21 protein-coding genes and 5 tRNA genes are annotated in these 26,152 nt (G+C 44.7%); all 26 read left to right on the top strand.

Translation table 11 applies throughout. From position 1 onward, the window contains the following. Positions 1-351 precede the first annotated feature (351 nt). The 26 genes from E0Z06_RS14255 to E0Z06_RS14130 all read left to right on the top strand — a co-directional run bounded on the left by E0Z06_RS14255 (position 352) and on the right by E0Z06_RS14130 (position 26,139). On the top strand, positions 352-720 hold the full coding sequence (locus E0Z06_RS14255) for a hypothetical protein (protein WP_132586057.1): 369 nt from the start codon (positions 352-354) through the stop codon (positions 718-720). Beyond that, positions 707-1,117, top strand: coding sequence for a hypothetical protein (locus tag E0Z06_RS14250; RefSeq protein ID WP_132586054.1), 411 nt, complete (start codon positions 707-709; stop codon positions 1,115-1,117). The genes E0Z06_RS14255 and E0Z06_RS14250 overlap by 14 nt, the downstream gene beginning before the upstream one ends. Next, positions 1,114-2,406, top strand: a complete 1,293-nt coding sequence (locus E0Z06_RS14245; RefSeq protein WP_132586051.1) for an HlyD family efflux transporter periplasmic adaptor subunit — start codon at positions 1,114-1,116, stop codon at positions 2,404-2,406. The genes E0Z06_RS14250 and E0Z06_RS14245 overlap by 4 nt, the downstream gene beginning before the upstream one ends. A 20-nt stretch (positions 2,407-2,426) precedes the next feature. Beyond that, a complete protein-coding gene (locus E0Z06_RS14240; protein ID WP_132586048.1) occupies positions 2,427-3,104 on the top strand; it encodes an ABC transporter ATP-binding protein in 678 nt (225 codons plus the stop codon). 89 nt (positions 3,105-3,193) lie between these two features. Beyond that, positions 3,194-4,204 (top strand): UDP-N-acetylmuramate dehydrogenase, encoded by a 1,011-nt coding sequence (gene murB, locus E0Z06_RS14235; RefSeq protein WP_132586045.1) that lies wholly within the window; start codon positions 3,194-3,196, stop codon positions 4,202-4,204. Further along, on the top strand, positions 4,197-5,180 hold the full coding sequence (birA, locus tag E0Z06_RS14230; protein WP_132586042.1) for a bifunctional biotin--[acetyl-CoA-carboxylase] ligase/biotin operon repressor BirA: 984 nt from the start codon (positions 4,197-4,199) through the stop codon (positions 5,178-5,180). The genes murB and birA overlap by 8 nt, the downstream gene beginning before the upstream one ends. Position 5,181: 1 nt before the next feature. Beyond that, positions 5,182-5,877 (top strand): type III pantothenate kinase, encoded by a 696-nt coding sequence (locus tag E0Z06_RS14225; protein ID WP_132586039.1) that lies wholly within the window; start codon positions 5,182-5,184, stop codon positions 5,875-5,877. Between the two features lie 111 nt (positions 5,878-5,988). Beyond that, positions 5,989-6,064: transfer RNA gene (locus E0Z06_RS14220), tRNA-Thr, on the top strand. Between the two features lie 11 nt (positions 6,065-6,075). Continuing rightward, positions 6,076-6,160: transfer RNA gene (locus tag E0Z06_RS14215), tRNA-Tyr, on the top strand. 31 nt (positions 6,161-6,191) lie between these two features. Continuing rightward, positions 6,192-6,266: transfer RNA gene (locus E0Z06_RS14210), tRNA-Gly, on the top strand. An 11-nt stretch (positions 6,267-6,277) separates the two neighbouring features. After that, positions 6,278-6,353, top strand: a tRNA-Thr gene (locus E0Z06_RS14205). Between the two features lie 72 nt (positions 6,354-6,425). Beyond that, positions 6,426-7,610: an elongation factor Tu gene (tuf, locus tag E0Z06_RS14200; RefSeq protein ID WP_132586009.1), complete on the top strand. Its 1,185-nt coding sequence runs from the start codon at positions 6,426-6,428 to the stop codon at positions 7,608-7,610. A gap of 188 nt (positions 7,611-7,798) precedes the next feature. After that, positions 7,799-7,875: transfer RNA gene (locus tag E0Z06_RS14195), tRNA-Trp, on the top strand. A 73-nt stretch (positions 7,876-7,948) separates the two neighbouring features. Beyond that, complete coding sequence (secE, locus tag E0Z06_RS14190; RefSeq protein ID WP_132586036.1) at positions 7,949-8,323, top strand: preprotein translocase subunit SecE; 375 nt, start codon at positions 7,949-7,951, stop codon at positions 8,321-8,323. A gap of 3 nt (positions 8,324-8,326) precedes the next feature. After that, complete coding sequence (gene nusG, locus E0Z06_RS14185; protein ID WP_207903102.1) at positions 8,327-8,866, top strand: transcription termination/antitermination protein NusG; 540 nt, start codon at positions 8,327-8,329, stop codon at positions 8,864-8,866. A gap of 120 nt (positions 8,867-8,986) precedes the next feature. Beyond that, positions 8,987-9,415: a 50S ribosomal protein L11 gene (rplK, locus tag E0Z06_RS14180; protein WP_132586033.1), complete on the top strand. Its 429-nt coding sequence runs from the start codon at positions 8,987-8,989 to the stop codon at positions 9,413-9,415. Between the two features lie 3 nt (positions 9,416-9,418). Further along, positions 9,419-10,120, top strand: coding sequence for a 50S ribosomal protein L1 (rplA, locus tag E0Z06_RS14175; protein WP_132586030.1), 702 nt, complete (start codon positions 9,419-9,421; stop codon positions 10,118-10,120). A 287-nt stretch (positions 10,121-10,407) separates the two neighbouring features. Next, on the top strand, positions 10,408-10,902 hold the full coding sequence (gene rplJ / locus E0Z06_RS14170; protein ID WP_132586027.1) for a 50S ribosomal protein L10: 495 nt from the start codon (positions 10,408-10,410) through the stop codon (positions 10,900-10,902). Between the two features lie 62 nt (positions 10,903-10,964). Next, positions 10,965-11,330 carry a 50S ribosomal protein L7/L12 gene (rplL, locus tag E0Z06_RS14165; RefSeq protein ID WP_132586024.1) on the top strand — a complete coding sequence of 122 codons (366 nt, stop codon included), beginning with the start codon at positions 10,965-10,967 and terminating at the stop codon, positions 11,328-11,330. Positions 11,331-11,506: 176 nt separating this feature from the next. Continuing rightward, complete coding sequence (rpoB, locus tag E0Z06_RS14160; RefSeq protein ID WP_132586021.1) at positions 11,507-15,532, top strand: DNA-directed RNA polymerase subunit beta; 4,026 nt, start codon at positions 11,507-11,509, stop codon at positions 15,530-15,532. Positions 15,533-15,597: 65 nt separating this feature from the next. Then, positions 15,598-19,779: a DNA-directed RNA polymerase subunit beta' gene (rpoC, locus tag E0Z06_RS14155; protein ID WP_132586018.1), complete on the top strand. Its 4,182-nt coding sequence runs from the start codon at positions 15,598-15,600 to the stop codon at positions 19,777-19,779. A gap of 149 nt (positions 19,780-19,928) precedes the next feature. Further along, positions 19,929-20,303 carry a 30S ribosomal protein S12 gene (gene rpsL / locus E0Z06_RS14150; RefSeq protein ID WP_132586015.1) on the top strand — a complete coding sequence of 125 codons (375 nt, stop codon included), beginning with the start codon at positions 19,929-19,931 and terminating at the stop codon, positions 20,301-20,303. 90 nt (positions 20,304-20,393) lie between these two features. After that, positions 20,394-20,864 carry a 30S ribosomal protein S7 gene (rpsG, locus tag E0Z06_RS14145; protein WP_027672433.1) on the top strand — a complete coding sequence of 157 codons (471 nt, stop codon included), beginning with the start codon at positions 20,394-20,396 and terminating at the stop codon, positions 20,862-20,864. A 23-nt stretch (positions 20,865-20,887) separates the two neighbouring features. Beyond that, positions 20,888-22,990, top strand: coding sequence for an elongation factor G (gene fusA / locus E0Z06_RS14140; RefSeq protein WP_132586012.1), 2,103 nt, complete (start codon positions 20,888-20,890; stop codon positions 22,988-22,990). A gap of 55 nt (positions 22,991-23,045) precedes the next feature. Then, positions 23,046-24,230: an elongation factor Tu gene (gene tuf, locus E0Z06_RS14135; protein WP_132586009.1), complete on the top strand. Its 1,185-nt coding sequence runs from the start codon at positions 23,046-23,048 to the stop codon at positions 24,228-24,230. A gap of 169 nt (positions 24,231-24,399) precedes the next feature. After that, positions 24,400-26,139, top strand: a complete 1,740-nt coding sequence (locus tag E0Z06_RS14130) for an acyl-CoA dehydrogenase family protein (protein WP_132586006.1) — start codon at positions 24,400-24,402, stop codon at positions 26,137-26,139. The last annotated feature ends 13 nt before the right edge of the window (positions 26,140-26,152 follow it).

Below are 26,152 nucleotides of genomic sequence, written 5' to 3'. Positions count from 1 at the left end.
CACTATCACACCTGTCGACAGGGAAAAATATTAATTCAAAAAGGATATTGGTATGAAATTTTTTTTACGTAACTCTTCGGTTGCGCTTCTGTTAATATTTGGAGCTGCATTGTCACTTCCTGCGATAGCTAGTACATGGGTCTCTGTATGTAAAGGATCTGTTTGTACGCACTGTAATGGTAACGGCTTTTGCGTAAAGTGTGGTGCTGATGGAAGCTGCTCCATAATGGAAGCTGCTGTATAATGGAACAGTGAAATCGTACTTAGCACTAAGATGTCAGTATATATTCATTTAGCAAGATGCTGCTCAGGCAGCATCTTTAAGAGTCAAATAAAAACTGAGAGAATTCGATGAAACTTGTTATGTTACTCATTACATTTATGCTATTCCCGTCAATAGTGATAGCAAAAACTGACTACTTATCTACTCAAGATTATCATCAGGCTAAAGCCGACTATCAATTACAAGGTGAATTTCCGGAGCTGATAGTATTCAATACAGAGAAAGATATTATTTTGCGGTGTGATGCTAAGCAACATGAAGCAAATGGTTGTTTTAATAAAGCACTAGAGTTATCACAGAAAAGTGGGGCGTCGCTGGCACTTTATACGCTCGACGCACCTTTTTGTTCGACTTGCTTAAACTGGAATAGCCAAATACAGACACTGCTTAAGCAGGCTACTAATATGGCTGTGAGTATTTATTATGTTGGGGATTAATTTATCAGGATTAGCTGTTCTGTTGTTGTTTCTTAATCTGATCCAGCCAGTTGAGGCAGCAGAGCAGCAGATCACTTCCGTAGATTTTTGCAGTAGCTATGCTAAAAGTTGCTTGGGAGATCAGACACCATCTTTACCTTTGCTAATTGTCAGACGCCAGCAAGAGGGAGAGGTGGAGGGGTATCAGCAAGTTCCGGAGCTAAGATCTGATGATCCTTCAGTGATGCTGCCAGCGCTACGCCAGTTGTTGCAGACAGAGCCGACGTTAACTGCAGTTATCTATCTGCCTGTTGATAAAGATTGTATGCCTTGCCAAATCTGGCGGCAAGCGATTCAAGAATGGCTGAGTGTAACACCTGAACTACCGTTCCAACTGATCAGTGTCAGTGCTTTATGACAACTGAGCCGTCTCGTTTTAACCAGCACCAGCATAAAATGGATATTCAAATTAGTAGTAACTCCAAGCTACGATTGAAATCGGTTGTTGCTTTACTGCTTTTAACCGCGGTTCTGCTAGTTTGGTGGTGGATGCAACCTCCCCGCTTAAAAACAGATGAATTACTGTTTGCTGAAGTTTTGCATGGCACCTTTCAAAAGAAACTGCAGGTCTCTGGGCAATTTAAACCTTTAGATTCTTTCTGGTTGGTTGTACCAGCAGAGGGTGTTCTGACATCTTTGACGGTTAGGCCGGGCTCGGTGTTGCAACCCGGACAGCTACTTGCGAGCATAACCAGCCATACACTAGAGCAAAATATTAAAAAAGCGCAAGCAGCGTATGCGCAGGCTGAGGCTGAGTATAAAGCACAGCAAGCGCAGTCTGAAATAGATTACAGTGCCGCAGAAATTGCTTTGCTTCATGCGCAACATCAGGCAGAAACAAGCCAGATGGATATGGCAACGAACGCGCCATTGCTAGAAAGTGGCATTGTTAGTCGATTGCAATTTGAGAAGTTGACAAAAATTACTTTGCAGAACGAGTTAATTTTGAAAGCAGAACAGGCGCGGCTGCAATCACTTAAACGGTTGCAGCAGGCTAAGCTAACTGCAATTCTGGTAAAGAATAAACAAATGGCGCACGAGCTAGAAGAGCTGGTGTTGTTACAACAGCGCTTACAGATACGGGCCGCTGAGGCCGGGGTGGTGACGCAGTTAGCAGAAAACCTAATGCCAGGCCAAACATTGGTTGCGGGTAGCCCTATTATTCAGTTTGCAGGTAGTAACAGTTTGTATACAGAACTTTATGTACCAGCCATGTACGCCAATAGTTTACAGCATGGCTTGGTTGTGACGCTTCATTTACAGTCTGGTTCGTTGCAAGGTGTGGTTAATCGTATCGACCCTAGGGTGGTTAATGACCGCATTACGGTTGATGTTGTTTTACCTCAGAAACTGCCTAGTGAGGCTAGAGCTGAACTAGCGGTTCGAGCGAGTATTCTGTTATCAGAACAACCCGACTCGGTGTTTGTTCAGCGGCCATTTTATGTTCAGGCCGATGAACTACAAAGCGTTTTTATACAGGCAGCAGACGGCCAGAGCATTTATAAGAGAGATGTAAAATTTGGAGCTGTTAGTGGTAATCAAATTGAGGTGATTAGTGGTATTGTGCCAAATGATAAATTATTACTAACGGAGCTTACATCAGGTATGTTTCAGAATTCACGAATTATGCTGGAACCTCAATCTTGACTGATTCGGCGCTGATCAGCATGAGCCAGCTTTGTAAAACCTATAGAGCGGGTGAAATACAGACCAGTGCTTTAAAATCAGTGGATCTTGAAATTCATAGCAATGAATCTTTGGCGATTACAGGGGCTTCTGGTGGTGGTAAATCAACCTTACTGGCGGTGATGGGGCTGCTAGAATCCTTTGACTCAGGGCGCTATTTACTCAACGGCATTGATGTGAAGCAACTAAGCTTTGATGAGGCTTGTCGGATCAGAAATCGGTATATTGGCTTTGTTTTTCAGTCATTTCAGCTAATTGAGAGTATGAGCGTACAGGATAACGTGATGTTGCCGCTGCGCTATGGTAGTAAAAAACCGGTTGCCGAACAGGTAGATTGGGTACATTTTTTGCTAGAGCAAGTTGGGATGTCCCATCGACTAACTCATCGGCCAAGCCAGCTTTCTGGAGGGCAGCAGCAACGAGTCGCAATTGCTCGTGCCCTAGTGATGCAGCCACTGTTGATTTTGGCTGATGAACCAACCGGCAATCTTGATAGTAAAACAGCGGTAGAAATTATTGATTTATTATTTAAGCTTCAGAGCTTTGGTGCGACTTTGGTATATGTTACGCATGACAGTGCTCTAGCTGAACAAGCCCAAAGAATCGTTCAAATTAATGATGGTGAAACTGGAGTAGCAGGAGCTATATCTCGACGGTAAGCGCCTAGCCCTTATTCAAGCTAGGTTTTGTTTTGCGATAATCTTGTTGCGCCATTACAATAATGCTATTCGTGCTAACCGGCCTGATTATGCGTACCCTTACTAACTTATCCGCTGCTCCATATTCTACTTTTCGCTTTGATGTTAAGCTGACTTCTATTACTGAATTTAATTCTGTGGCTGAGTTGCAGGCATTTAATATGGCTCTTTCTCCTGTGATACTAGGTGAGGGTAGCAATACTATTTTTATGCAGGATATTACGGCTCCAGTGTATCGTTATATTGCTGATGCTAAGACTATTAACAAGCTAGATGATCAACATGTATTGTTGCATGTCGAGGCTGGGCATAACTGGCATCAGTTGGTGAGCTGGACGGTGGAACAGCAACTATGGGGTATCGAGAATCTTGCTCTTATTCCCGGTTCAGTGGGCGCGGCACCGGTTCAAAACATCGGTGCCTATGGTGTTGAGCTAGCGGATAGTTGTGTTTATGTTGATTTCTACGATTGGCAAAGCCGAGAAGTAAAACGTATTACCGCTGGCCGTTGTCAATTTGGCTATCGGGACAGTGTGTTTAAGCATGCTTTGGCAGGCAAAGGTATTATTGTCGCCGTTGGTTTGTGCTTAAGTAAGCAACCTAGCCGGCAGCTTAGCTACAAAGGCTTAGATCACTTGCCGGTTGACGCAAGTTTAGACACTATTTACCAACAAGTTATTGCAGTTAGAAGTAGTAAACTGCCAGATCCTGCAATTTTGGCCAACTGTGGTAGTTTTTTTAAAAACCCAATTATAACAACTGAACATTATGCTAGCTTAAGGCTCATTTTTCCTACTATTCCAGGCTTTATCGTTGACGACCAATTCGTCAAAGTGCCTGCTGCGTGGTTAATTGAGCAACAAGGTTTTAAAGGAAAAAATATTGGTGATGTCGGCTGTTACAAATTGCAGCCTTTAGTGTTGGTGAACCATGGCAGCGGTACCGCCGAGCAATTAACCGCTTTGGTAAGCAAATTACAACAGCAGGTTTATGCGGTATACCAAATTGCTCTAGAGCCTGAGGTAAGAATGCTAGCTGCAGATGGGCACACAGATGACTAAAGCTAGTTTAGCTACCCAACGTCAATTGCTGATTGCATTATCTAGTGCAGAGTTTCAGTCTGGTCAAACGCTTGCCGATACCTTAGGTGTCAGCCGCACTGCTATTGCTAATCATGTCAAACAGTTGCAGCTATTAGGGCTCGACATTTATAAAGTAAAAGGGCGTGGTTATCGCTTAGCTGAATCGCTGCAGCTGCTTGATGCAGCAAAAATTAATCAGTTGCGTTTAAATGGTGCGCCTGAAATTGTAGTGCACAATATTACCGACTCAACCAATAACCAATTAATGCAAAGAGTTACGGATGGTGTGATTGATACACTTGGCTATACGTTAGTTGCTGAAGCACAGACCGCAGGCCGCGGCCGACGCGGTCGAAATTGGTATTCGCCATTTGGTGCAAGCTTATACTTTTCGATGTATTGGCGCTTAGAGCAAGGTATACAAAGTGCAATGGGTTTAAGTTTAGTGATTGCCTTAGCCGTAGTCCGATTGTTAAAGCAGGAATATCAGCTAGATGCTAAGGTAAAATGGCCTAATGACGTCTATGTCGATGGCAAGAAACTCGCAGGTATTTTAGTCGAGTTGGCTGGGCAAGCTCATGCGGGATGCAATGTGATTATTGGCATTGGTTTGAATATTCGGTTACCTAAGCAAGCTGCAGAGAAGATTGACCAGCAATATATTGATTTAAATACAGTGACAGTACAACATATTGATCGTAATAGTTTAGTTGCTCAACTACAGCAACAGCTCGTTGCGATATTAACGGATTTTAGTCACAGTGGTTTTGATAATTATGTTGAAGAATTTAATACGCATAATCAGTATCAGCAACGAGTGGTGAAATTAAGTGGTAACGAAGAAGTAGAAGGAATGTGTCTTGGCGTAGATAATCAAGGCGCGCTATTAATTAAGACCGATATGGGCATCAAGAATTATTATGGCGGCGAGCTTAGCTTGAGGTTAGGAGGCTAGTATGTATTTATTGTTGGATATAGGCAATACCCGAGAAAAAGCGGCCTTAGTTAAAAACGGTAAGGTAACGCCTCTACCTCAATTAGCACCTGAAAACCTCGCTAAGCTACCGATAAAAGCGGTATATTTTGCTAGTGTTACTTCGCAAGAGAAGTTACTTACCCTTAAACAAACGCTTGGCTTAGCACACTTGCCTTGGCGCCAAGTTTATTCAGATGCTTATGCTTATGGTGTGCGTAATGTTTATCAACAGCCGCAAACCTTAGGTGTTGACCGTTGGCTCGGCATGCTAGGCGGGCAATCACTATTTCCTGGCCAATCGATTCTTATTGTTGACGCGGGCACCGCGGTGACTCTTGATTGGCTCGATGCTAACGCCCAGCATAGTGGCGGTTGGATATTGCCCGGCTTGAAAATGCAGCAGCAAGCGGTGGTAAGTAATACCGCAAAAGTATTTAATAGTGAAACCTTTAATGGCCGGCTTGAAGCTGGCGTAGATACGGTAACTTGCTTACAAAATGGCTGTTTAGCCGCAGTTTTAGGTGCAATTCGTTTGGCGTGGCAGGAAGCACCTTGTAGTAAGTTATTACTAACGGGTGGCGATAGTAAGTTTATAAAACCTTACTTGGCAGAATATCCGGTGAGCGTTGAACCTTTACTAATTTTTCACGGTTTAGCGCGCTATATCGATATGTAACTAGGCTTTTGTGTACTTTGTGAGCGCTTGGCCAAGAATATCATGTTTTTTTGGTTTTTTATGTTGCACGACTTGGGGCATTACACTAGAATTCGCACCCACTGACGTAGTGCCGCTTTAGCTCAGTTGGTAGAGCAACTGACTTGTAATCAGTAGGTCATCCGTTCGACTCGGATAAGCGGCACCATTAGTGTGTTTGGAGGGGTTCCCGAGTGGCCAAAGGGATCAGACTGTAAATCTGCTGGCAATGCCTTCGAAGGTTCGAATCCTTCCCCCTCCACCATTTTCGTCAGGCAAATAGCTACGAGTAGGCCGCGGGCATCGTATAATGGCTATTACCTCAGCCTTCCAAGCTGAAGACGCGGGTTCGATTCCCGCTGCCCGCTCCAATCAAAAAGTTGCTGATATAGCTCAGGCGGTAGAGCGCATCCTTGGTAAGGATGAGGTCCCCAGTTCGATTCTGGGTATCAGCACCATCTTGACATCTCTGTTGCTAAACAAACTAAATTAATTTTAAATAACCGCCGTTTTGTTAAAAGGGTTTACTCATGGCTAAGGCTAAATTTGAACGTATTAAACCGCACGTAAACGTAGGCACTATCGGTCACGTTGACCATGGTAAAACTACTTTAACTGCAGCAATTACCAACGTATTAGCAAAAACATACGGCGGTACGGCGTTCGCATTCGATCAAATCGACAAAGCGCCAGAAGAAAAAGCACGTGGTATCACTATCAACACCTCACACGTTGAATATGATACACCAGCACGTCACTACGCTCACGTAGACTGCCCAGGCCACGCCGACTATGTTAAAAACATGATCACTGGTGCTGCTCAGATGGACGGTGCAATTTTAGTAGTAGCGTCAACAGACGGTCCAATGCCACAAACACGTGAGCATATCCTGTTATCACGTCAAGTAGGCGTACCTTACATCATCGTGTTCATGAACAAGTGTGACATGGTAGATGACGAAGAATTATTAGAATTAGTAGAAATGGAAGTGCGCGAGCTTCTTTCAGACTACGACTTCCCAGGTGATGACTTACCGGTTATCCGTGGTTCAGCGTTAAGAGCATTGGAAGGCGACCCAGTATGGGAAGCAAAAATCGTAGAATTAGGTCATGCGTTAGACACGTATATTCCTGATCCAGTACGTGCGATTGACAAGCCATTCATCATGCCAATCGAAGACGTATTCTCAATTGCTGGTCGTGGAACTGTAGTAACAGGCCGCGTAGAGCAAGGTATCGTTAAAGTAGGCGAGACGGTAGAAATCGTAGGTATCAAAGACACGGTAACTACAACGTGTACTGGTGTTGAGATGTTCCGTAAACTGTTAGACGAAGGTCGTGCAGGCGAGAACATTGGTGCGTTATTACGTGGTACTAAGCGTGAAGACGTAGAACGTGGTCAAGTATTAGCGAAACCAGGTTCAATCAAGCCACACACTAAGTTTGAAGGCGAAGTGTACGTATTGTCAAAAGAAGAAGGCGGACGTCACACCCCATTCTTCAAAGGCTACCGTCCACAGTTCTACTTCCGTACTACAGACGTAACGGGTTCAGTAGAATTGCCAGAAGGCGTAGAAATGGTAATGCCAGGCGACAACTTGAAGTTTGTTGTTGAGCTGATTTGCCCAATCGCGATGACAGAAGGTTTACGCTTCGCCATCCGTGAAGGCGGCCGCACAGTAGGTGCAGGCGTAGTATCTAAAATCGTAGCGTAATAGCTAGAGTATTATTGATACTTGAAAAGGCCCTTAGGGGCCTTTTTTATTGCTAAAAAAAGAAAAATACCATAAAAACCGCGCTAAAAATATCGCATTAGCGCAAGGTGCGCTTGTGTTAGCACGCTAAGGCAGTATAATGAGCGGCTATTTGAAAACTCGGCTAAATGTCAGGTTTACAACCTCGTAGGGGCATAGTTCCAATTGGTAGAACAGCGGTCTCCAAAACCGATGGTTGGGGGTTCGAATCCCTCTGCCCCTGCCAATATTTTCGGCATAGCATAAGCTTTGTCGGTAGTGTGTTGCTATAAGCAAGTCAAGGTGAAGTGAGTCAAAGCATGAACGCAGCAAGTGAAACTCAGAAAAGCGGATTTGATGTAATTAAGTGGTTGCTGGTCTTTGTAATTTTATCAGTGGCAGTGGTAGGCAATTATATGTATCCAATGTCCGCATTAGAACGTGCTATAGCCATCGTAGTATTAGTTGTTATTGCTGGTGCAGTAGCTGCTCAGACACATAAAGGCAAAACGTTCATAAATTTTGCTAAAGAATCACGCACAGAAATACGCAAAGTAGTGTGGCCAACCCGCCAAGAAACTATGCATACAACACTTGTGGTTCTGGTGGCTACCCTTATTATGGGTGTAATTCTTTGGGGTTTAGATGCCATCTTATTGCGCGTTGTGTCATTTTTAACAGGATTGGGGATCTAAACCATGGTAGCAAAGATGCGTTGGTATGTGGTGCAAGCGTTCTCTGGCTTTGAACAGCGGGTCGCTACTTCTTTACGTGAGCATATTAAAATTCACCAGATGGAAGATAAGTTTGGTGAAGTTTTGGTACCTACTGAAGAAGTTATCGAAATGCGCGCCGGTCAAAAACGCAAATCAGAACGCAAATTTTTTCCTGGCTACGTATTAGTTCAGATGGAAATGTGTGAAGAGGCTTGGCACTTAGTTAAAAGCGTGCCACGTGTACTTGGCTTTATTGGTGGTACATCAGATCGTCCAGCACCAATCTCTGAAAAAGAAGCGATGACTATCTTAAACCGCTTACAAGATAACGTAGATAAGCCGAAGCCAAAAACGTTATTTGAAGCCGGTGAAGTTGTGCGTGTTACTGAAGGCCCATTTGCTGACTTTAACGGTGTAGTTGAAGAAGTTGACTACGAAAAAAGCCGCGTAAAAGTATCAGTACTTATTTTTGGTCGCTCGACGCCAGTAGACTTAGAGTTTGCTCAGGTAGAGAAAGCTTAATATAAAGATTGTAACCGGGCGCTGATTAAAATATAATCTGCGCCCTTTTTAACATTGGGAAGCCGCTTGAGTAAATATCCTCGTATTTACAAGGCAAAGACCCAGAAACAGAGGTGAAACATGGCAAAGAAAGTCACTGCACTTATTAAACTGCAGGTTAAAGCCGGTATGGCAAACCCGTCGCCGCCAGTAGGTCCAGCATTGGGTCAACACGGTGTAAACATCATGGAATTCTGTAAAGGCTTCAACGCTCGCACAGAAAGCCTTGAAAAAGGTATGCCGATCCCAGTAGTAATTACTGTATATAGCGATCGTTCTTTCACGTTCGAAACTCGCACTCCACCTGCATCTTTCTTATTATTGAAAGCGGCTGGTTTGAAGAGCGGTTCGGGCCGTCCTAACACCCAGAAAGTAGGCAAGGTTACTGCAGCTCAGGTTGATGATATCGTTAAGATGAAACAACCAGATTTAACTGCATCTGATCATGCTGGTGCAGTACGTACTATTGAAGGTACTGCTCGTTCAATGGGCTTAGTGGTGGAGGGCTAATCGATGGCTAAATTAACTAAACGCGCTAAGTTAATCCGTTCTAAAGTGGATTCTACTCGCGAATATGACATCAACGAAGCTGTTGCTCTGTTAAAAGAATTAACAGCTGGCAAATTCGTAGAAAGTATTGATGTTGCTGTAAACTTAGGCATCGATGCACGTAAATCAGACCAAAACGTTCGCGGCGCGACTGTGTTACCACATGGTACCGGCCGTACTGTGCGTGTTGCTGTGTTTACTCAGGGTGCAAACGCTGAAGCTGCTAAAGCCGCCGGTGCTGACATTGTTGGTATGGACGATTTAGCTGAACAAGTTAAAAAAGGCGTAATGGATTTTGACGTAGTTATTGCATCTCCAGATGCGATGCGCGTTGTTGGTATGTTAGGTCAGATTTTAGGCCCACGCGGCTTAATGCCTAACCCTAAAACCGGCACTGTTACTGCTAACGTAGCTGAAGCGGTTAAAAATGCTAAAGCTGGTCAAATCCGTTACCGCAATGATAAGAATGGTATTATCCATTCAACTATCGGTAAAATCGATTTCGACACTGATAAGTTAAAAGAAAACTTAGAAGCGTTATTAGTAGCATTAAAGCGTGCTAAACCATCAGTTGCAAAAGGTATTTTCATTAAGAAAGTAACTATTTCTTCAACTCATGGTGCAGGCCTTACGCTGAGCCAAGCTTCTTTAGAAGCAACGGTTTAAGCTATATCGCTTTACAGGGCGCGTTGATTATTTTATAATCTCGCGCTCAAAATTTAGGGTAGAAGCTAAGCTTTTTCGAAAGTGATGGCTTCCGTCCAAGACCGTAGGTGTTGTGATTTTCTTTTGAAATGAACAACTTAAAACAACAAACCTACGCAGACGGTGTAGACCCCAGAAAGAATTATGTTCCTTCTGGTCTCACCGTAAATCGCGCGCTTTATGGCAACATAGGGCGATGTGTAGGCAAACGGGCAATTATGCCCGGATGAACCAGGAGTTAAAGGCCCATGGCTATTAAGCTTGAAGACAAAAAAGCACTTGTTGCTGAAGTCCAGGAAGCTGCCAAAGGTGCTTTATCTGCGGTAGTCGCAGACGCTCGCGGTGTCACTGTAGGCAAAATCACAGCATTGCGTAAGCAAGCGCGTGAAGCTGGTGTATGGATGAAAGTTGTCCGTAATACATTAGTACGCCGTGCAGTAGAAGGTACCGAGTTTGAGTGTCTAAAAGATGTATTCGTAGGCCCGACGCTAATTGCGTTCTCTAAAGAGCACCCAGGTGCTGCAGCGCGTATCTTCAAAGATTTCGCTAAAGAGAACAAAAGCTTCGAGCTGAAAGGTGCAGCTTTTAATGGCGCCACAGTAAACGTTGAAATTTTAGCATCGTTACCAACATACGACGAAGCTATTGCACGTTTAATGAGCACGATGAAAGAGGCAGCAGCCGGCAAACTTGTACGTACAATTGCCGCAGTTCGCGACCAAAAACAAGAGCAAGCCGCGTAATTATACGCTGGTTTGAAATAGAGTTTAATCGGGATACGTCCCCTAATTTAGGAATCTGAGCAATGTCAGTGACTAAAGATCAAATCTTAGATGCAATCGCTGCAATGTCTGTAATGGACGTAGTTGAATTAGTATCTGCAATGGAAGAAAAATTCGGTGTTTCTGCATCTGCTGCTGTAGCTGTTGCTGCAGGTCCAGCTGCTGCTGTTGAAGAGCAAACTGAATTTAACGTAATACTGGCTGGCATCGGTGCTAACAAAGTTGCTGTTATCAAAGCAGTACGTGGCGCTACCGGTTTAGGCCTGAAAGAAGCGAAAGACTTGGTTGAATCAGCTCCGGCTCCAATCAAAGAAGGCGTTTCTAAAGCAGACGCAGACGCTCTTAAAGCAGAACTTGAAGCTGCTGGTGCATCTGTTGAAGTTAAATAATCCGGCTTATACCGGGTTATTTGCCTGAAACTCAGGCTGGGCTGGTGATGAATTAATCACCGGCCTTTTTGCGCTGTGGGACAATGATTTCCCCACCCCTGTTGATACTATGGCTGGTATCAAAATGCGACCTGTAATGGGTTGTTGGGAAAAGAATCAGCAAGCTGAGGAACCCCATGACTTACTCTTATTCTGAAAAGAAACGTATCCGTAAGGACTTCGGCAAACGTCCAGAAGTATTGGATGTGCCATACCTGTTGTCGATTCAACTTGAATCGTTCAGCAAATTTATCGAGCCTGATCCGGAAGGCGGTTACGGTTTAGAAGCCGCATTCCGCTCTGTATTCCCTATTAAAAGCTACTCAGGCAGTGCGGAATTGCAGTACGTTAGCTACCGCATCGGGGAGCCCGTATTTGACGTAAAAGAATGTCAAATTCGCGGGGTTACATACTCAGCGCCATTGCGGGTAAAACTGCGTATGGTTTTGTTTGATAAAGAAGCACCAGGTACAATCAAAGATATTCGTGAGCAAGAAGTTTATATGGGCGAAATCCCATTAATGACTGACAACGGTACCTTTGTTATTAACGGTACTGAGCGCGTTATCGTGTCTCAATTACACCGCAGCCCAGGTGTGTTCTTTGACCACGACCGTGGTAAAACTCACTCATCTGGCAAGGTGTTATATAACGCTCGCGTTATTCCTTACCGTGGTTCTTGGTTAGACTTTGAGTTTGATGCGAAAGATAACTTGTTTGTGCGTATTGACCGTCGCCGTAAATTACCAGCGACCATTTTGTTACGCGCACTAGAGCTTAGCACCGAAGAAATTTTAAGCACCTTCTTTGAAAATACTCAGTTTGAGATCAAAGATGGCAAGCTGTTGATGGAAGTAGTCGCAAACCGTTTACGCGGTGAGACAGCAGCCTTTGACATTAAAGACAACGATGGCGAAATTATCGTAGAACAAGGCCGTCGTATTACTGCACGCCACGTGCGTCAGCTGGAAAAAACCGGCATGACCATGATGGAAGTACCACACGAATACGTGGTCGGCCGTGTGCTGGCAAAAAATTATGCTGACCGTTCAACCGGAGAGATTATTGCCGAGGCGAACGCAGAGCTCACATTGGAGCTGTTAGCAAAACTGGCTAAAGCCGGTTACGAGACGTTTGAAACGCTCTATATCAACGACTTAGATCAGGGTGCTTATGTCTCTGAAACTATACGTATTGACCCAAGCAGCAACCGTATGGAAGCGCTGGTAGAAATTTATCGCATGATGCGCCCTGGTGAACCACCAACGCGTGATGCCGCAGATACCTTATTTGAAAACCTGTTCTTCTCTGAAGACCGTTATGACTTGTCAACGGTTGGCCGGATGAAGTTCAACCGTCGTGTTAACTTTGAAGAGAACGTCGGTGTTGGCGTACTGAGCAAAGAAGACATCTTGGCGGTAATGAAAGTGTTAATTGACATTCGTAACGGTAAAGGTGAAGTGGACGATATCGACCACTTAGGTAACCGCCGTATTCGTAGTGTTGGCGAAATGGCAGAAAACCAATTCCGTGTTGGCTTAGTGCGCGTTGAGCGTGCGGTTAAAGAGCGCCTGTCACTAGGTGACTTAGATGCGGTAATGCCACAAGACTTAATTAACGCTAAGCCAATTTCTGCAGCAGTTAAAGAGTTCTTTGGCTCAAGCCAGCTGTCGCAGTTTATGGACCAGAATAATCCGTTGTCAGAAGTGACGCACAAGCGTCGTATTTCTGCTTTAGGCCCAGGTGGTTTAACGCGTGAGCGTGCCGGTTTCGAAGTTCGTGACGTACACCCAACCCACTATGGTCGTGTGTGTCCAATTGAAACGCCTGAAGGTCCAAACATCGGGTTAATTAACTCGTTATCTATGTTTGCACAAACTAACGAATATGGTTTCTTAGAAACACCTTATCGCCGGATTGAAAACGGCATAGTAACTGACGAAGTCGATTTCCTGTCAGCTATTGAAGAAGGTAATTTTGTTATTGCTCAGGCCAACGCTGAATTAAACGCTGAAAACCGTTTATCAGAAGAGCTAGTACCTTGTCGTCATAAGAACGAGTTTATGTTAATGCCTGCCGATCAAGTGCAGTACATGGACGTTGCTCCTCAGCAAATCGTATCGGTTGCTGCGGCGCTTATTCCGTTCTTAGAACACGATGATGCTAACCGTGCGTTAATGGGCTCGAACATGCAACGTCAAGCTGTACCAACACTGCGCGCAGATAAGCCGTTAGTAGGTACAGGTATTGAGCGCGTTGTAGCAAAAGACTCTGGTGTAACGGTAGTAGCAAAACGTGGCGGTGTTATCGATTACGTCGACGCCAGCCGTATTGTAATTAAGGTTAACGAAGAAGAAATGGTTGCCGGCGAAGCGGGTATCGATATCTATACGTTAACCAAATACACCCGTTCTAACCAAAACACCTGTATCAACCAGCGTCCGTGTGTAAACCACGGTGAGCCGATTGAGCGCGGTGATGTTTTAGCTGACGGCCCGTCTACCGACTTAGGTGAATTAGCGTTAGGTCAGAACTTACGCGTCGCTTTTATGCCGTGGAACGGTTACAACTTCGAAGACTCGATTTTATTGTCTGAGCGCTTAGTACAAGAAGATCGTTTAACCACTATTCATATTCAAGAATTAAGCTGTATCGCTCGCGATACTAAACTTGGCTCTGAAGAAATCACTGCTGATATTCCAAACGTAGGTGAGTCTGCATTAAGCAAGCTAGATGAATCTGGTATCGTTTATATTGGTGCAGAAGTGAAAGGTGGCGACATTCTGGTTGGTAAAGTAACCCCTAAAGGTGAAAGCCAGTTAACGCCAGAAGAAAAACTGCTACGTGCTATCTTCGGTGAAAAAGCGTCAGACGTTAAAGATACTTCGCTACGTGTACCTAACTCAGTTACCGGTACTATTATTGACGTACAAGTATTTACTCGTGATGGCGTAGAAAAAGATAAGCGTGCTCGTGAAATCGAAGAAATGGAAGTCAAACAGGCTAAGAAAGACCTGAATGAAGAATTCCGTATCTTAGAAGCCGGCATTTTTGACCGCGCGCGTAACTTGCTGGAGCAAAGCGGTGTCGACCGTGCCAAGCTTGATACAATGAAAGGTGACGCACTGTTTAATCAAAGCTTAAGCGATGAAAATAAACAAAACGATTTAGAGCAACTTGCTACCCAGTACGAAGAAATTCGTATCGAGTACGACAAGAAGTTTGAAGCTAAGCGCCGCAAAATCACCCAAGGTGATGATTTGGCACCTGGCGTGTTAAAAATTGTTAAAGTTTACTTAGCGGTAAAACGTCGCATTCAGCCTGGTGACAAGATGGCTGGTCGTCACGGTAACAAAGGTGTTGTTTCAACTATCGTTCCGGTAGAAGACATGCCTTATGACGAGCACGGCAAGCCAGTTGAAATCGTGCTGAACCCGCTAGGTGTTCCATCGCGGATGAACATTGGTCAGATCTTAGAAACACATTTAGGCTTAGCGGCTCGCGGTATTGGTGACAAAATTGACGCCATGATCAAAGAGTACAAAGAAGTGGCTGAGATCCGTGAATTCTTAACTAAAGTTTACGCTTTAGGTGAATCACGCCAGAACGTAGATATTGCCAGCTTTACTGATGACGAAGTGCGTCGTTTGGCTGAAAACTTACGTAAAGGTTTACCAGTAGCTACTCCTGTATTTGACGGCGCTAAAGAAAGCGAAATCAAGGAATTACTTGAGCTTGGCGGTTTACCATCAAGTGGCCAAATCACGTTATATGATGGTCGTACGGGTAACGCTTTTGAGCGTCAAGTTACCGTAGGCTACATGTATATGCTGAAACTGAACCACTTAGTAGACGACAAGATGCACGCGCGTTCTACCGGTTCTTACAGCTTAGTAACGCAACAGCCGCTAGGTGGTAAAGCTCAGTTTGGTGGTCAGCGCTTCGGTGAGATGGAAGTGTGGGCACTGGAAGCATACGGCGCAGCATATACGTTGCAAGAAATGCTTACCGTTAAGTCAGATGACGTTAACGGCCGTACTAAGATGTATAAGAACATCGTAGACGGTGACCACAGAATGGAACCTGGCATGCCAGAGTCTTTCAACGTACTGATGAAAGAAATCCGTTCGCTCGGCATTAACATCGAATTGGAAGAGGAATAAACCGACCTTGAGTTGGGGGGCAGTTTACTGCCCTATTCCGGTTTACCTCTTACAGGAGAGCTAAGGTGAAAGACTTATTAAAGTTTCTGAAACAACAAACTAAAACCGAAGAGTTTGATGTTATTCGTATCGGTTTATCTTCGCCAGATATGATCCGTTCATGGTCATTCGGTGAAGTAAAAAAGCCAGAAACCATCAACTATCGTACTTTCAAACCAGAACGTGACGGTTTGTTCTGTGCCCGGATCTTTGGCCCGGTAAAAGATTACGAATGTTTGTGTGGCAAATATAAGCGCTTAAAGCACCGCGGTGTTATTTGCGAAAAATGTGGTGTTGAAGTTACGTTAACCAAGGTACGCCGTGAGCGTATGGGTCATATTGAACTGGCTAGCCCAACCGCGCATATTTGGTTCTTAAAATCGCTACCAAGCCGTATTGGTTTGTTACTTGATATGACATTACGTGATATCGAGCGCGTATTATATTTCGAAAGCTATGTTGTAACCGAACCGGGTATGACTTCTTTAGAGCGTCGTCAGATGCTAACTGAAGAAGAATATCTAGACGTGTTAGAAGAGCACGGCGATGAGTTTGAAGCTAAGATGGGTGCTGAAGCAGTACTAGATATCTTAAAAGGCTTAGACTTACCGGTTGAAATTAAACAAATGCGTGAAGAGTTACCGACTATAAATTCGGAAACCAAGCGTAAAAAGATCAGCAAGCGTTTAAAGCTAATGGAAGCATTCCACACCTCTGGTAATAAGCCTGAGTGGATGATTATGACGGTACTTCCGGTATTACCACCAGATTTACGTCCATTAGTACCGCTAGATGGCGGCCGTTTTGCTACGTCTGACTTAAACGATTTATACCGTCGTGTTATTAACCGTAATAACCGCTTAAAGCGTTTACTAGACTTATCTGCGCCTGACATTATCGTTCGTAACGAAAAGCGTATGTTACAAGAAGCGGTTGATGCATTGTTAGATAACGGTCGTCGTGGCCGTGCCATTACTGGCTCTAACAAACGTCCGTTAAAATCGTTAGCTGACATGATCAAAGGTAAGCAGGGTCGTTTCCGTCAGAACTTATTGGGTAAACGCGTTGACTATTCAGGCCGTTCGGTAATTACCGTTGGTCCAACGTTACGTTTACACCAGTGTGGTCTGCCAAAGAAAATGGCACTGGAACTGTTTAAACCGTTTATCTACGGCAAGTTAGAAGCGCGTGGTTTAGCCACGACAATTAAAGCCGCTAAGAAAATGGTTGAGCGCGAAGAAGGCCCAGTATGGGATGTGTTAGACGAAGTAATTCGTGAACACCCCGTACTGTTAAACCGTGCACCAACACTGCACCGTTTGGGTATTCAAGCGTTTGAACCGGTACTTATCGAAGGTAAAGCGATTCAGTTGCACCCATTAGTGTGTGCGGCCTATAACGCCGACTTCGACGGTGACCAAATGGCGGTTCACGTACCTTTGACTATTGAAGCACAGCTAGAAGCTCGTGCCTTGATGATGTCAACCAACAACGTGTTATCACCAGCTAACGGTGAGCCAATCATTGTTCCTTCACAAGACGTTGTACTTGGTTTGTACTACATGACGCGTGAAGCAATTAATGCTAAAGGCGAGGGCATGATGTTTAAGAGCGCGAAAGAAGCTGAAAAAGCCTTCCGTGCCGACTGTGCTAGCCTGCATGCTAAAGTAAAAGTGCGTATCACTGAAGTTGAAATAGCTGAAGATGGTACTCGCAGTGAAAACACTGCAGTACGTGATACCACTGTTGGCCGTGCAATTTTATATTCAATTCTGCCAGAAGGCTTAGCCTTTGACAGTATTAATCAGGCCATGGGTAAAAAGCAGATTTCTAAGTTGTTAAACGGTGCATATCGCCGTATCGGCTTGAAACAAACGGTTATTCTTGCTGACCAAATTATGTATACCGGCTTCCATTATGCGATGCTGTCAGGCGTATCGGTTGGTATTAACGATATGGTTATCCCTGATTCTAAAGTCGATATTATTAATGCGGCTGAAGCTGAAGTTGCTGAAATTCAAGACCAGTTCCAACAAGGTCTAGTTACAGCGGGTGAGAAGTACAACAAAGTTATCGATATTTGGTCTACAGCTAACGAAGTATTATCAAAATCGATGATGGAAAACCTGTCTAAAGAAGACGTGGTAGACCGTGATGGCAATACGGTGCAACAGCAGTCATTTAACTCTGTTTACATGATGGCCGACTCTGGCGCTCGTGGTTCACCAGCGCAGATCCGTCAGCTAGCAGCAATGCGTGGTCTGATGGCGAAACCAGATGGTTCTATCATCGAAACGCCAATCACGGCTAACTTCCGTGAAGGCTTAAGCGTATTGCAATACTTTATTTCTACGCACGGTGCGCGTAAAGGTCTTGCCGATACCGCACTTAAAACCGCTAACTCGGGTTACTTAACGCGTCGTTTAGTTGACGTTGCCCAAGATTTAGTCGTTACCGAAAAAGACTGTGGCTCAGACCGTGGCATTATCATGAAACCGCTAATTGAAGGTGGTGACGTGGTAGAAGGCTTACGTGAGCGCGTACTTGGCCGAGTAGTGATTGGCGATTTAGTATCGCCAACTACAGGTGAAGTGTTAGTAGCTGACGGCACCATGTTAGATGAGCAGTTGTGTGACGCGATAGAACAAAACTCTATCGACGAAGTACACGTACGTTCAGTAATTACCTGTCAAACTGACTTTGGTGTATGCGCTAAGTGTTATGGTCGTGACCTAGCACGTGGCCACTTAATCAACGCCGGTGAAGCCGTGGGTGTTATTGCTGCTCAATCAATCGGTGAGCCAGGTACACAGCTAACAATGCGTACGTTCCACATTGGTGGTGCCGCATCGCGAGCATCAGCAGAGAACAGCGTACAGGTTAAAACAGCCGGTACCTTAAAACTGCAAAATGCTAAGTTTGTACGTAATGCAGATAACAAAATTGTTATTACTTCACGTTCAGCTGAAGTAACGGTATTTGATGAGCTAGGTCGTGAAAAAGAGCGTTATAAACTGCCATACGGTTCAGTATTAACGACCGACGACAACGCAAAAATTACTGCAGGTCAAATTGTTGCAAACTGGGAACCGCATTCACACCCAATTATTGTTGAGCGTGGCGCTAAAGTTAACCATAGCGATATTGATGACACTAACACCGAAGTACAGCAGGATGACCTAACAGGCCTAACGCGTACTGTAGTAAAAGATTTGGCTAAGGCTAACGCTAAAGAACCAAAACTTATTCTTACTATGGACGATGGCGCCTTACAGGAAATTCGTTTACCAAGCTTCACCAGTATTGAAGTTACTGACGGCGCAACGGTAAAAGCGGGTGAAGTGTTAGCGCGTATTCCTCAGGAAAGTTCGAAAACACGTGACATCACCGGTGGTTTACCGCGCGTAGCGGATTTATTTGAAGCCCGTAAACCGAAAGATCCTGCTATTTTGGCAGAGATTTCTGGTGTTATTAGCTTCGGTAAAGAAACCAAAGGTAAACGTCGCTTGTTAATCACGCCTGAACAAGGTGATGTGCATGAAGAAATGATCCAGAAATGGCGCCAAGTAAACGTGTTCGAAGGTGAGCGCATTGAAAAAGGTGAAATTATTTCTGAAGGTCCAGAGTCAGCGCACGATATCTTACGTTTACGCGGTATCCACCATGTTGCTAGCTATATTGTTAACGAAGTACAAGATGTTTACCGTTTACAGGGCGTAAAAATTAACGATAAGCACATTGAAACGATTATTCGTCAAATGCTGCGTAAGTGCTTAATTACACACCCAGGCGATAGTGAATTCTTGGAAGGTGAACAGGCCGAAGTGGCGCGCGTTAACATTGCTAACCGCGAGCTAGAAGCTGCAGGCAAAATGCCAGCTCAGTACGAGCGTTCATTACTAGGTATTACTAAAGCGTCGCTGTCGACCGATTCATTTATTTCGGCAGCCTCGTTCCAAGAGACCACACGTGTTCTAACTGAAGCTGCAGTAGCAGGCAAGAAAGACGAACTGCGTGGTCTGAAAGAAAACGTTATTGTTGGCCGTTTGATCCCTGCCGGTACTGGTTTTGCGTTCCATCAAAACCGTATGCGTCAGCGTCAGCGTGGCAATAGTGTCGAAAACGTCGAACCAGCAATGAGTTCAGAAATGGCAGAGCAAGCATTGTCTGATGCTCTGAATATGAATTCATCTGGTAAAGACGAGTAAGCAAGAAATGAGGCTGATTGTTGCTTAATTTAGCAGCAATTGGCTTTGTAACTTGACAGGTCAAAGCTTGACCATTAGAATTCCGCGACCCTAAATTTGGGGTGCGGAATTTTCACGTTTATTGGGTATTTATTAACCAGGAGTATTTAATGGCAACAATCAACCAGCTAGTGCGTAAGCCGCGCAGCCAGAAGGTAGCCAAGAGCGCCGTTCCGGCTCTTGAAGCTTGCCCACAGAAGCGTGGTGTTTGTACCCGTGTATACACCACTACACCTAAGAAGCCTAACTCAGCATTACGTAAAGTATGCCGTGTTCGTTTAACTAACGGATTCGAAGTTTCTTCTTACATTGGTGGTGAAGGCCATAACCTGCAAGAGCACAGTGTTGTGCTTATTCGCGGTGGCCGGGTAAAAGACCTGCCAGGTGTGCGTTACCACACCGTACGCGGCACATTAGACTGTGCTGGCGTTAAAGATCGTAAACAAGCCCGTTCTAAGTACGGCGCAAAACGGCCTAAGAAATAACGGTACTCCGTTAGTAAGGCCAAACTAAACAACTTTTTTTCTTTAATGTATTAAAAGTTTTGGAATCACCTGAAGCAATCGGAGTTACGAATGCCAAGAAGACGCGTCATAGGTCAACGTAAAATTCTTCCAGATCCTAAATTCGGAAGTGAATTACTTGCCAAGTTTGTAAACGTCGTTATGGTCGACGGTAAAAAATCTACAGCCGAATCAATTGTATACGGCGCATTAGAATTGGCAGCGACAAAGTCTAAGAAAGAACATTTAGACATTTTTGAAGTTGCACTGGATAACATTCGCCCTACAGTGGAAGTTAAATCACGTCGTGTTGGTGGTTCAACCTACCAAGTACCATGTGAAGTTCGCCCTGTTCGTCGTAATGCTCTAGCAATGCGTTGGTTAGTTGAAGCTGCCCGTAAACGTGGTGAAAAATCAATGGCTCAGCGTTTAGCTGGTGAAATGTTAGACGCCGTTGATAATAAAGGTTCTGCGGTTAAGAAACGTGAAGACGTGCACCGTATGGCTGAAGCGAACAAAGCGTTCGCGCATTTCCGCTGGTAAGCATTGCTTAAAGAGGACTAATTGTGGCACGTACAACCCCAATAGAACGCTACCGTAACATTGGCATTTGTGCGCACGTAGATGCGGGTAAAACCACTACGTCTGAGCGCGTATTGTTTTACACGGGCCGCTCTCACAAACTCGGTGAAGTTCATAATGGTGCTGCTACCATGGATTGGATGGAGCAGGAGCAGGAGCGTGGTATCACTATCACGTCTGCTGCAACTACTGCTTTCTGGTCAGGTATGGAGCATCAGTTTGAACCGCATCGCATTAACTTGATTGATACCCCAGGTCACGTTGACTTTACTGTTGAAGTAGAGCGCTCATTACGCGTCCTTGACGCTGCAGTGGTCGTGCTCTGTGGTTCATCAGGTGTGCAGCCGCAAACGGAAACGGTATGGCGTCAAGCCAACAAGTATGAAGTTCCGCGGATGATCTTTGTGAATAAGATGGACCGTACTGGTGCAAATTTTCTGCGCGTGATTAAACAGGCGCGAGCAAGATTAAACAGCACTATAGTTCCAGTTCAGCTGCCGATAGGTGCTGAAGATGACTTTCGAGGGGTCGTTGACCTCGTTAAAATGAAGGCTATTAACTGGAATAGCGAAGATCAGGGGATGACGTTTACTTATGAAGACATTCCAGCCGACATGGTTGATGAGTGTAACGAGTGGCGCCAGAACATGATTGAAGCTGCTGCGGAAGCTAGCGAAGAGCTAATGGAACGCTATTTAGACGGCAAGCCGTTCTCTGAAGAAGAGATACGTCAAGCCCTGCGTACCCTAACTCTACGTAATGAAATAGTAGTAGTGCAATGCGGCTCATCTTTTAAAAATAAAGGTGTTCAGGCAATGTTGGACAACGTAATTTATTACTTGCCATCACCAACTGAAGTTAAGCCTATTACTGGTATTAACGAAGACGAGACACCCGGTGAGCGTCACTCAAATGACGAAGACCCGTTCTCAGCTTTGGCTTTCAAAATTGCTACCGATCCCTTCGTGGGTACGCTTACATTTTTCCGTGTTTACTCAGGCATTATCCGTTCAGGTGATACTGTTTATAACCCGGTAAAAATGAAGAAAGAGCGTATTGGCCGTATCGTTCAGATGCACGCCAATGCTCGCGAAGAAATCAAAGAAGTTTGTGCAGGTGACATCGCTGCCGGTATTGGTTTTAAAGACGTAACTACAGGTGATACCTTGTGTTCACCTGAGCACATTATTACTCTTGAACGCATGGAATTTCCAGAGCCGGTAATTTCAGTTGCAGTGGAACCGAAAACGAAACTAGATCAGGAAAAGATGGGTATGGCGCTAGGTAAACTAGCTGCAGAAGATCCCTCTTTCCGTGTACATACTGACGAAGAATCAGGCCAGACTATTATTTCTGGTATGGGTGAACTGCACCTAGATATTCTTGTTGACCGTATGAAGCGTGAATTCAAAGTAGAAGCTAACGTGGGTAAACCACAGGTTTCATACCGCGAAACCTTGCGTGGGAAAACAGAAGTTGAAGGTAAGTTTGTTCGTCAGTCTGGTGGTCGTGGTCAGTTCGGACACTGTTGGTTGAAAATTGAGCCGCAGGAAGAAGGTGCTGGTTACGAGTTCGTGAATGCTGTGGTAGGTGGGGTTATTCCAAAAGAATATATTCCAGCTATCGATAAAGGCGTTCAAGAACAGATGAAAAACGGTGTTCTTGCTGGCTACCCGCTAATTGATGTAAAAGTTACGGTGTTTGACGGTTCGTACCACGATGTTGACTCAAACGAAATGGCGTTTAAAATTGCTGCTTCTATGGGCTTCAAAAAAGGTGCACTGCAAGCCAAGCCGGTTATTCTTGAACCTATCATGAAGGTCGAGGTGGTAACACCTGAAGATTTCATGGGTGATATTGTTGGTGACTTAAACCGTCGTCGCGGTATCATTATTGGTATGGAAGATGCACCTGGTGGTATAAAAATCGTTGATGCGCACGTTCCGCTATCTGAAATGTTTGGTTATGCAACCAACATGCGTTCGTTAAGTCAGGGTCGCGCTTCATATTCAATGGAACCATTGAATTATGCAGAAGCTCCTAGCAACGTAACAGAAGCAATAATCGCTGCGCGCAAAGCATATTAATAACTTAGTTTGACCTGTTAGACAGGTCGCTTTTAAATAAAAGAAGGGTCTATTCATGGCTAAGGCTAAATTTGAACGTATTAAACCGCACGTAAACGTAGGCACTATCGGTCACGTTGACCATGGTAAAACTACTTTAACTGCAGCAATTACCAACGTATTAGCAAAAACATACGGCGGTACGGCGTTCGCATTCGATCAAATCGACAAAGCGCCAGAAGAAAAAGCACGTGGTATCACGATCAACACTTCACACGTTGAATATGATACACCAGCACGTCACTACGCTCACGTAGACTGCCCAGGCCACGCCGACTATGTTAAAAACATGATCACTGGTGCTGCTCAGATGGACGGTGCAATTTTAGTAGTAGCGTCAACAGACGGTCCAATGCCACAAACACGTGAGCATATCCTGTTATCACGTCAAGTAGGCGTACCTTACATCATCGTGTTCATGAACAAATGTGACATGGTAGATGACGAAGAATTATTAGAATTAGTAGAAATGGAAGTGCGCGAGCTTCTTTCAGACTACGACTTCCCAGGTGATGACTTACCGGTGATCCGTGGTTCAGCGTTAAGAGCATTGGAAGGCGACCCAGTATGGGAAGCAAAAATCGTAGAATTAGGTCATGCGTTAGACACCTATATTCCTGATCCAGTACGTGCGATTGACAAGCCATTCATCATGCCAATCGAAGACGTATTCTCAATTGCTGGTCGTGGAACCGTAGTAACCGGTCGCGTAGAGCAAGGTATCGTTAAAGTAGGCGAGACGGTAGAAATCGTAGGTATCAAAGACACGGTAACTACAACGTGTACTGGTGTTGAGATGTTCCGTAAACTGTTAGACGAAGGTCGTGCAGGCGAGAACATTGGTGCGTTATTACGTGGTACTAAGCGTGAAGACGTAGAACGTGGTCAAGTATTAGCGAAACCAGGTTCAATCAAGCCACACACTAAGTTTGAAGGCGAAGTGTACGTATTGTCAAAAGAAGAAGGCGGACGTCACACCCCATTCTTCAAAGGCTACCGTCCACAGTTCTACTTCCGTACTACAGACGTAACGGGTTCAGTAGAATTGCCAGAAGGCGTAGAAATGGTAATGCCAGGCGACAACTTGAAGTTTGTTGTTGAGCTGATTTGCCCAATCGCGATGACAGAAGGTTTACGCTTCGCCATCCGTGAAGGCGGCCGCACAGTAGGTGCAGGCGTAGTATCTAAAATCGTAGCGTAATAGCTAGAGTATTATTGATACTTGAAAAGGCCCTTAGGGGCCTTTTTTATTTGTGCTGTGCTCTAACGCAGGTTAATAACGTTACGCCTACGTCAATATTCAAACGCTTGTTTGAAAACCTAAGCTGTGCCATAGTAAACTCATCCGTCCAGCAGATGAGACAAGCGCAATGAGCCAATACCAAGCCCCGATTACCGACATCTATTTTAACTTATTTAACGTATGGCAATTAGACCAGTATTGGAGCCAGCAAGCTGCATTAAGTGATACCGTCGACATTGATACGACTAAAGCAATAATTGAAGAAGCGGCAAAAATTTGCGAACAGCAAATTGCACCCTTCTCGGCTATTGCCGATCAACAAGGTGCAAAGCTGGTTGATGGTAAGGTTAAATTACCAGAGCACTATCATAAAATTTACCAAAGCTTAAGCGAAGGTGGTTGGACAGCGCTAAGTGGTGACCCAGAGTATGGTGGTATGGGCATGCCAAAAACGTTATCTATGATGGTAGATGAAATGCTGTGCAGTGCTGATATTGCCTTCTCACTTTATCAGGGCCTAACCGCTGGAGCCTGCGTTGCCCTGCTGCAACACGCAGACGAACAAACTAAAGCGTTATACTTACCCAAAATGTACAGTGGCGAATGGTCTGGCACTATGTGCTTAACCGAGTCGCACGCCGGCTCTGATCTTGGCATTATGCGCACCACCGCTAAACGTGACAGCGATGGCAGTTACTTAATTAATGGTAGCAAAATCTTCATTACCGCGGGTGATCACGAGCTTACAAGCAATATTGTCCATTTGGTGTTAGCGAAACTACCGGATGCATCAGCGGGTAGTCGCGGTATTTCACTATTTTTAGTGCCGAAATTCTTACCTGATGCGGCTGGTGAACCTGCAGAGCGTAATAATATTACCGTTGGCTCACTGGAGCACAAAATGGGCATTAACGGCTCAGCAACCTGTGTGCTTAATTTCGATGATGCTAAAGGCTATTTAATTGGTGAACCGCATCGTGGCTTAGCTTGTATGTTTACCATGATGAACTACGAACGTTTATCCATGGGCAGTCAAGGCCTAGGTGCGGCAGAGCGAGCTTATCAAAATGCATTAGGCTATGCCAAAGAGCGCTTGCAGGGGCGTATTACAGAGAAAGACGGTAATAAAGCCGAGGCTATTATTGGCCATGCTGACGTAAGGCGGATGTTATTAAATATTAAGGCCATGAATGAAGCAGGCCGTACTTTTGCTACCTGGGTTGCGTCGTTACTAGATAAAGCTAAATACGATAATTGCCCTGTTGCCGCAGACCGAGCTAATTTGCTAACCCCGATTGCCAAAGCTTTTATGACCGATCAAGGTTTCGAGGCTTGCGTTACGGCACAACAAATATTTGGTGGCCATGGCTATATCAAAGAGTGGGGTATGGAACAATTAGTACGCGATGCGCGTATTGCACAAATTTATGAGGGTACAAATGGCATCCAAGCCGCTGATTTTATGCTACGTAAAGTAGCGCACGATCAAGGCGTGGTGTTATTAGCATTGCTAGCTGAGATTAAAGCTGAAGTCTTAGCTAAACCGATCGTCCAGTGTTTAGTTTTAGCCGATTATATAACCAAGCTTGAAGCTACTGCTGCGACTTTGTTGGTGCAAAATACGCGCGCACAAAGTGCAAATGCGTGCGACTTTTTAGCGCTAGTGTCAAATGTGCTTTATGGTTATATGTGGTATAAAAGCCTGTCCGCTCTGAATAGTGAGCTGCATACTGAAGCGTTTATAAGTGCTAAGCAGCAAACTGCTGCTTACTTCTTTACGCGGATATTGCCGAAAGCCGAAGGGCTATTTGCATTGTTAAGCCATGATTCAGCGCCCTTAGATACATTAACGATTGACCAATTTTAACTATTAGGAATGC

The sequence above is a fragment of the Rheinheimera sp. D18 genome (assembly GCF_004345025.1).
GTDB classification, from domain to species: Bacteria; Pseudomonadota; Gammaproteobacteria; order Enterobacterales; family Alteromonadaceae; genus Alishewanella; species Alishewanella metallidurans.
Note: the sequence above shows the minus strand (reverse complement) of the source record. Positions and strands in the feature narration are given on the sequence as shown.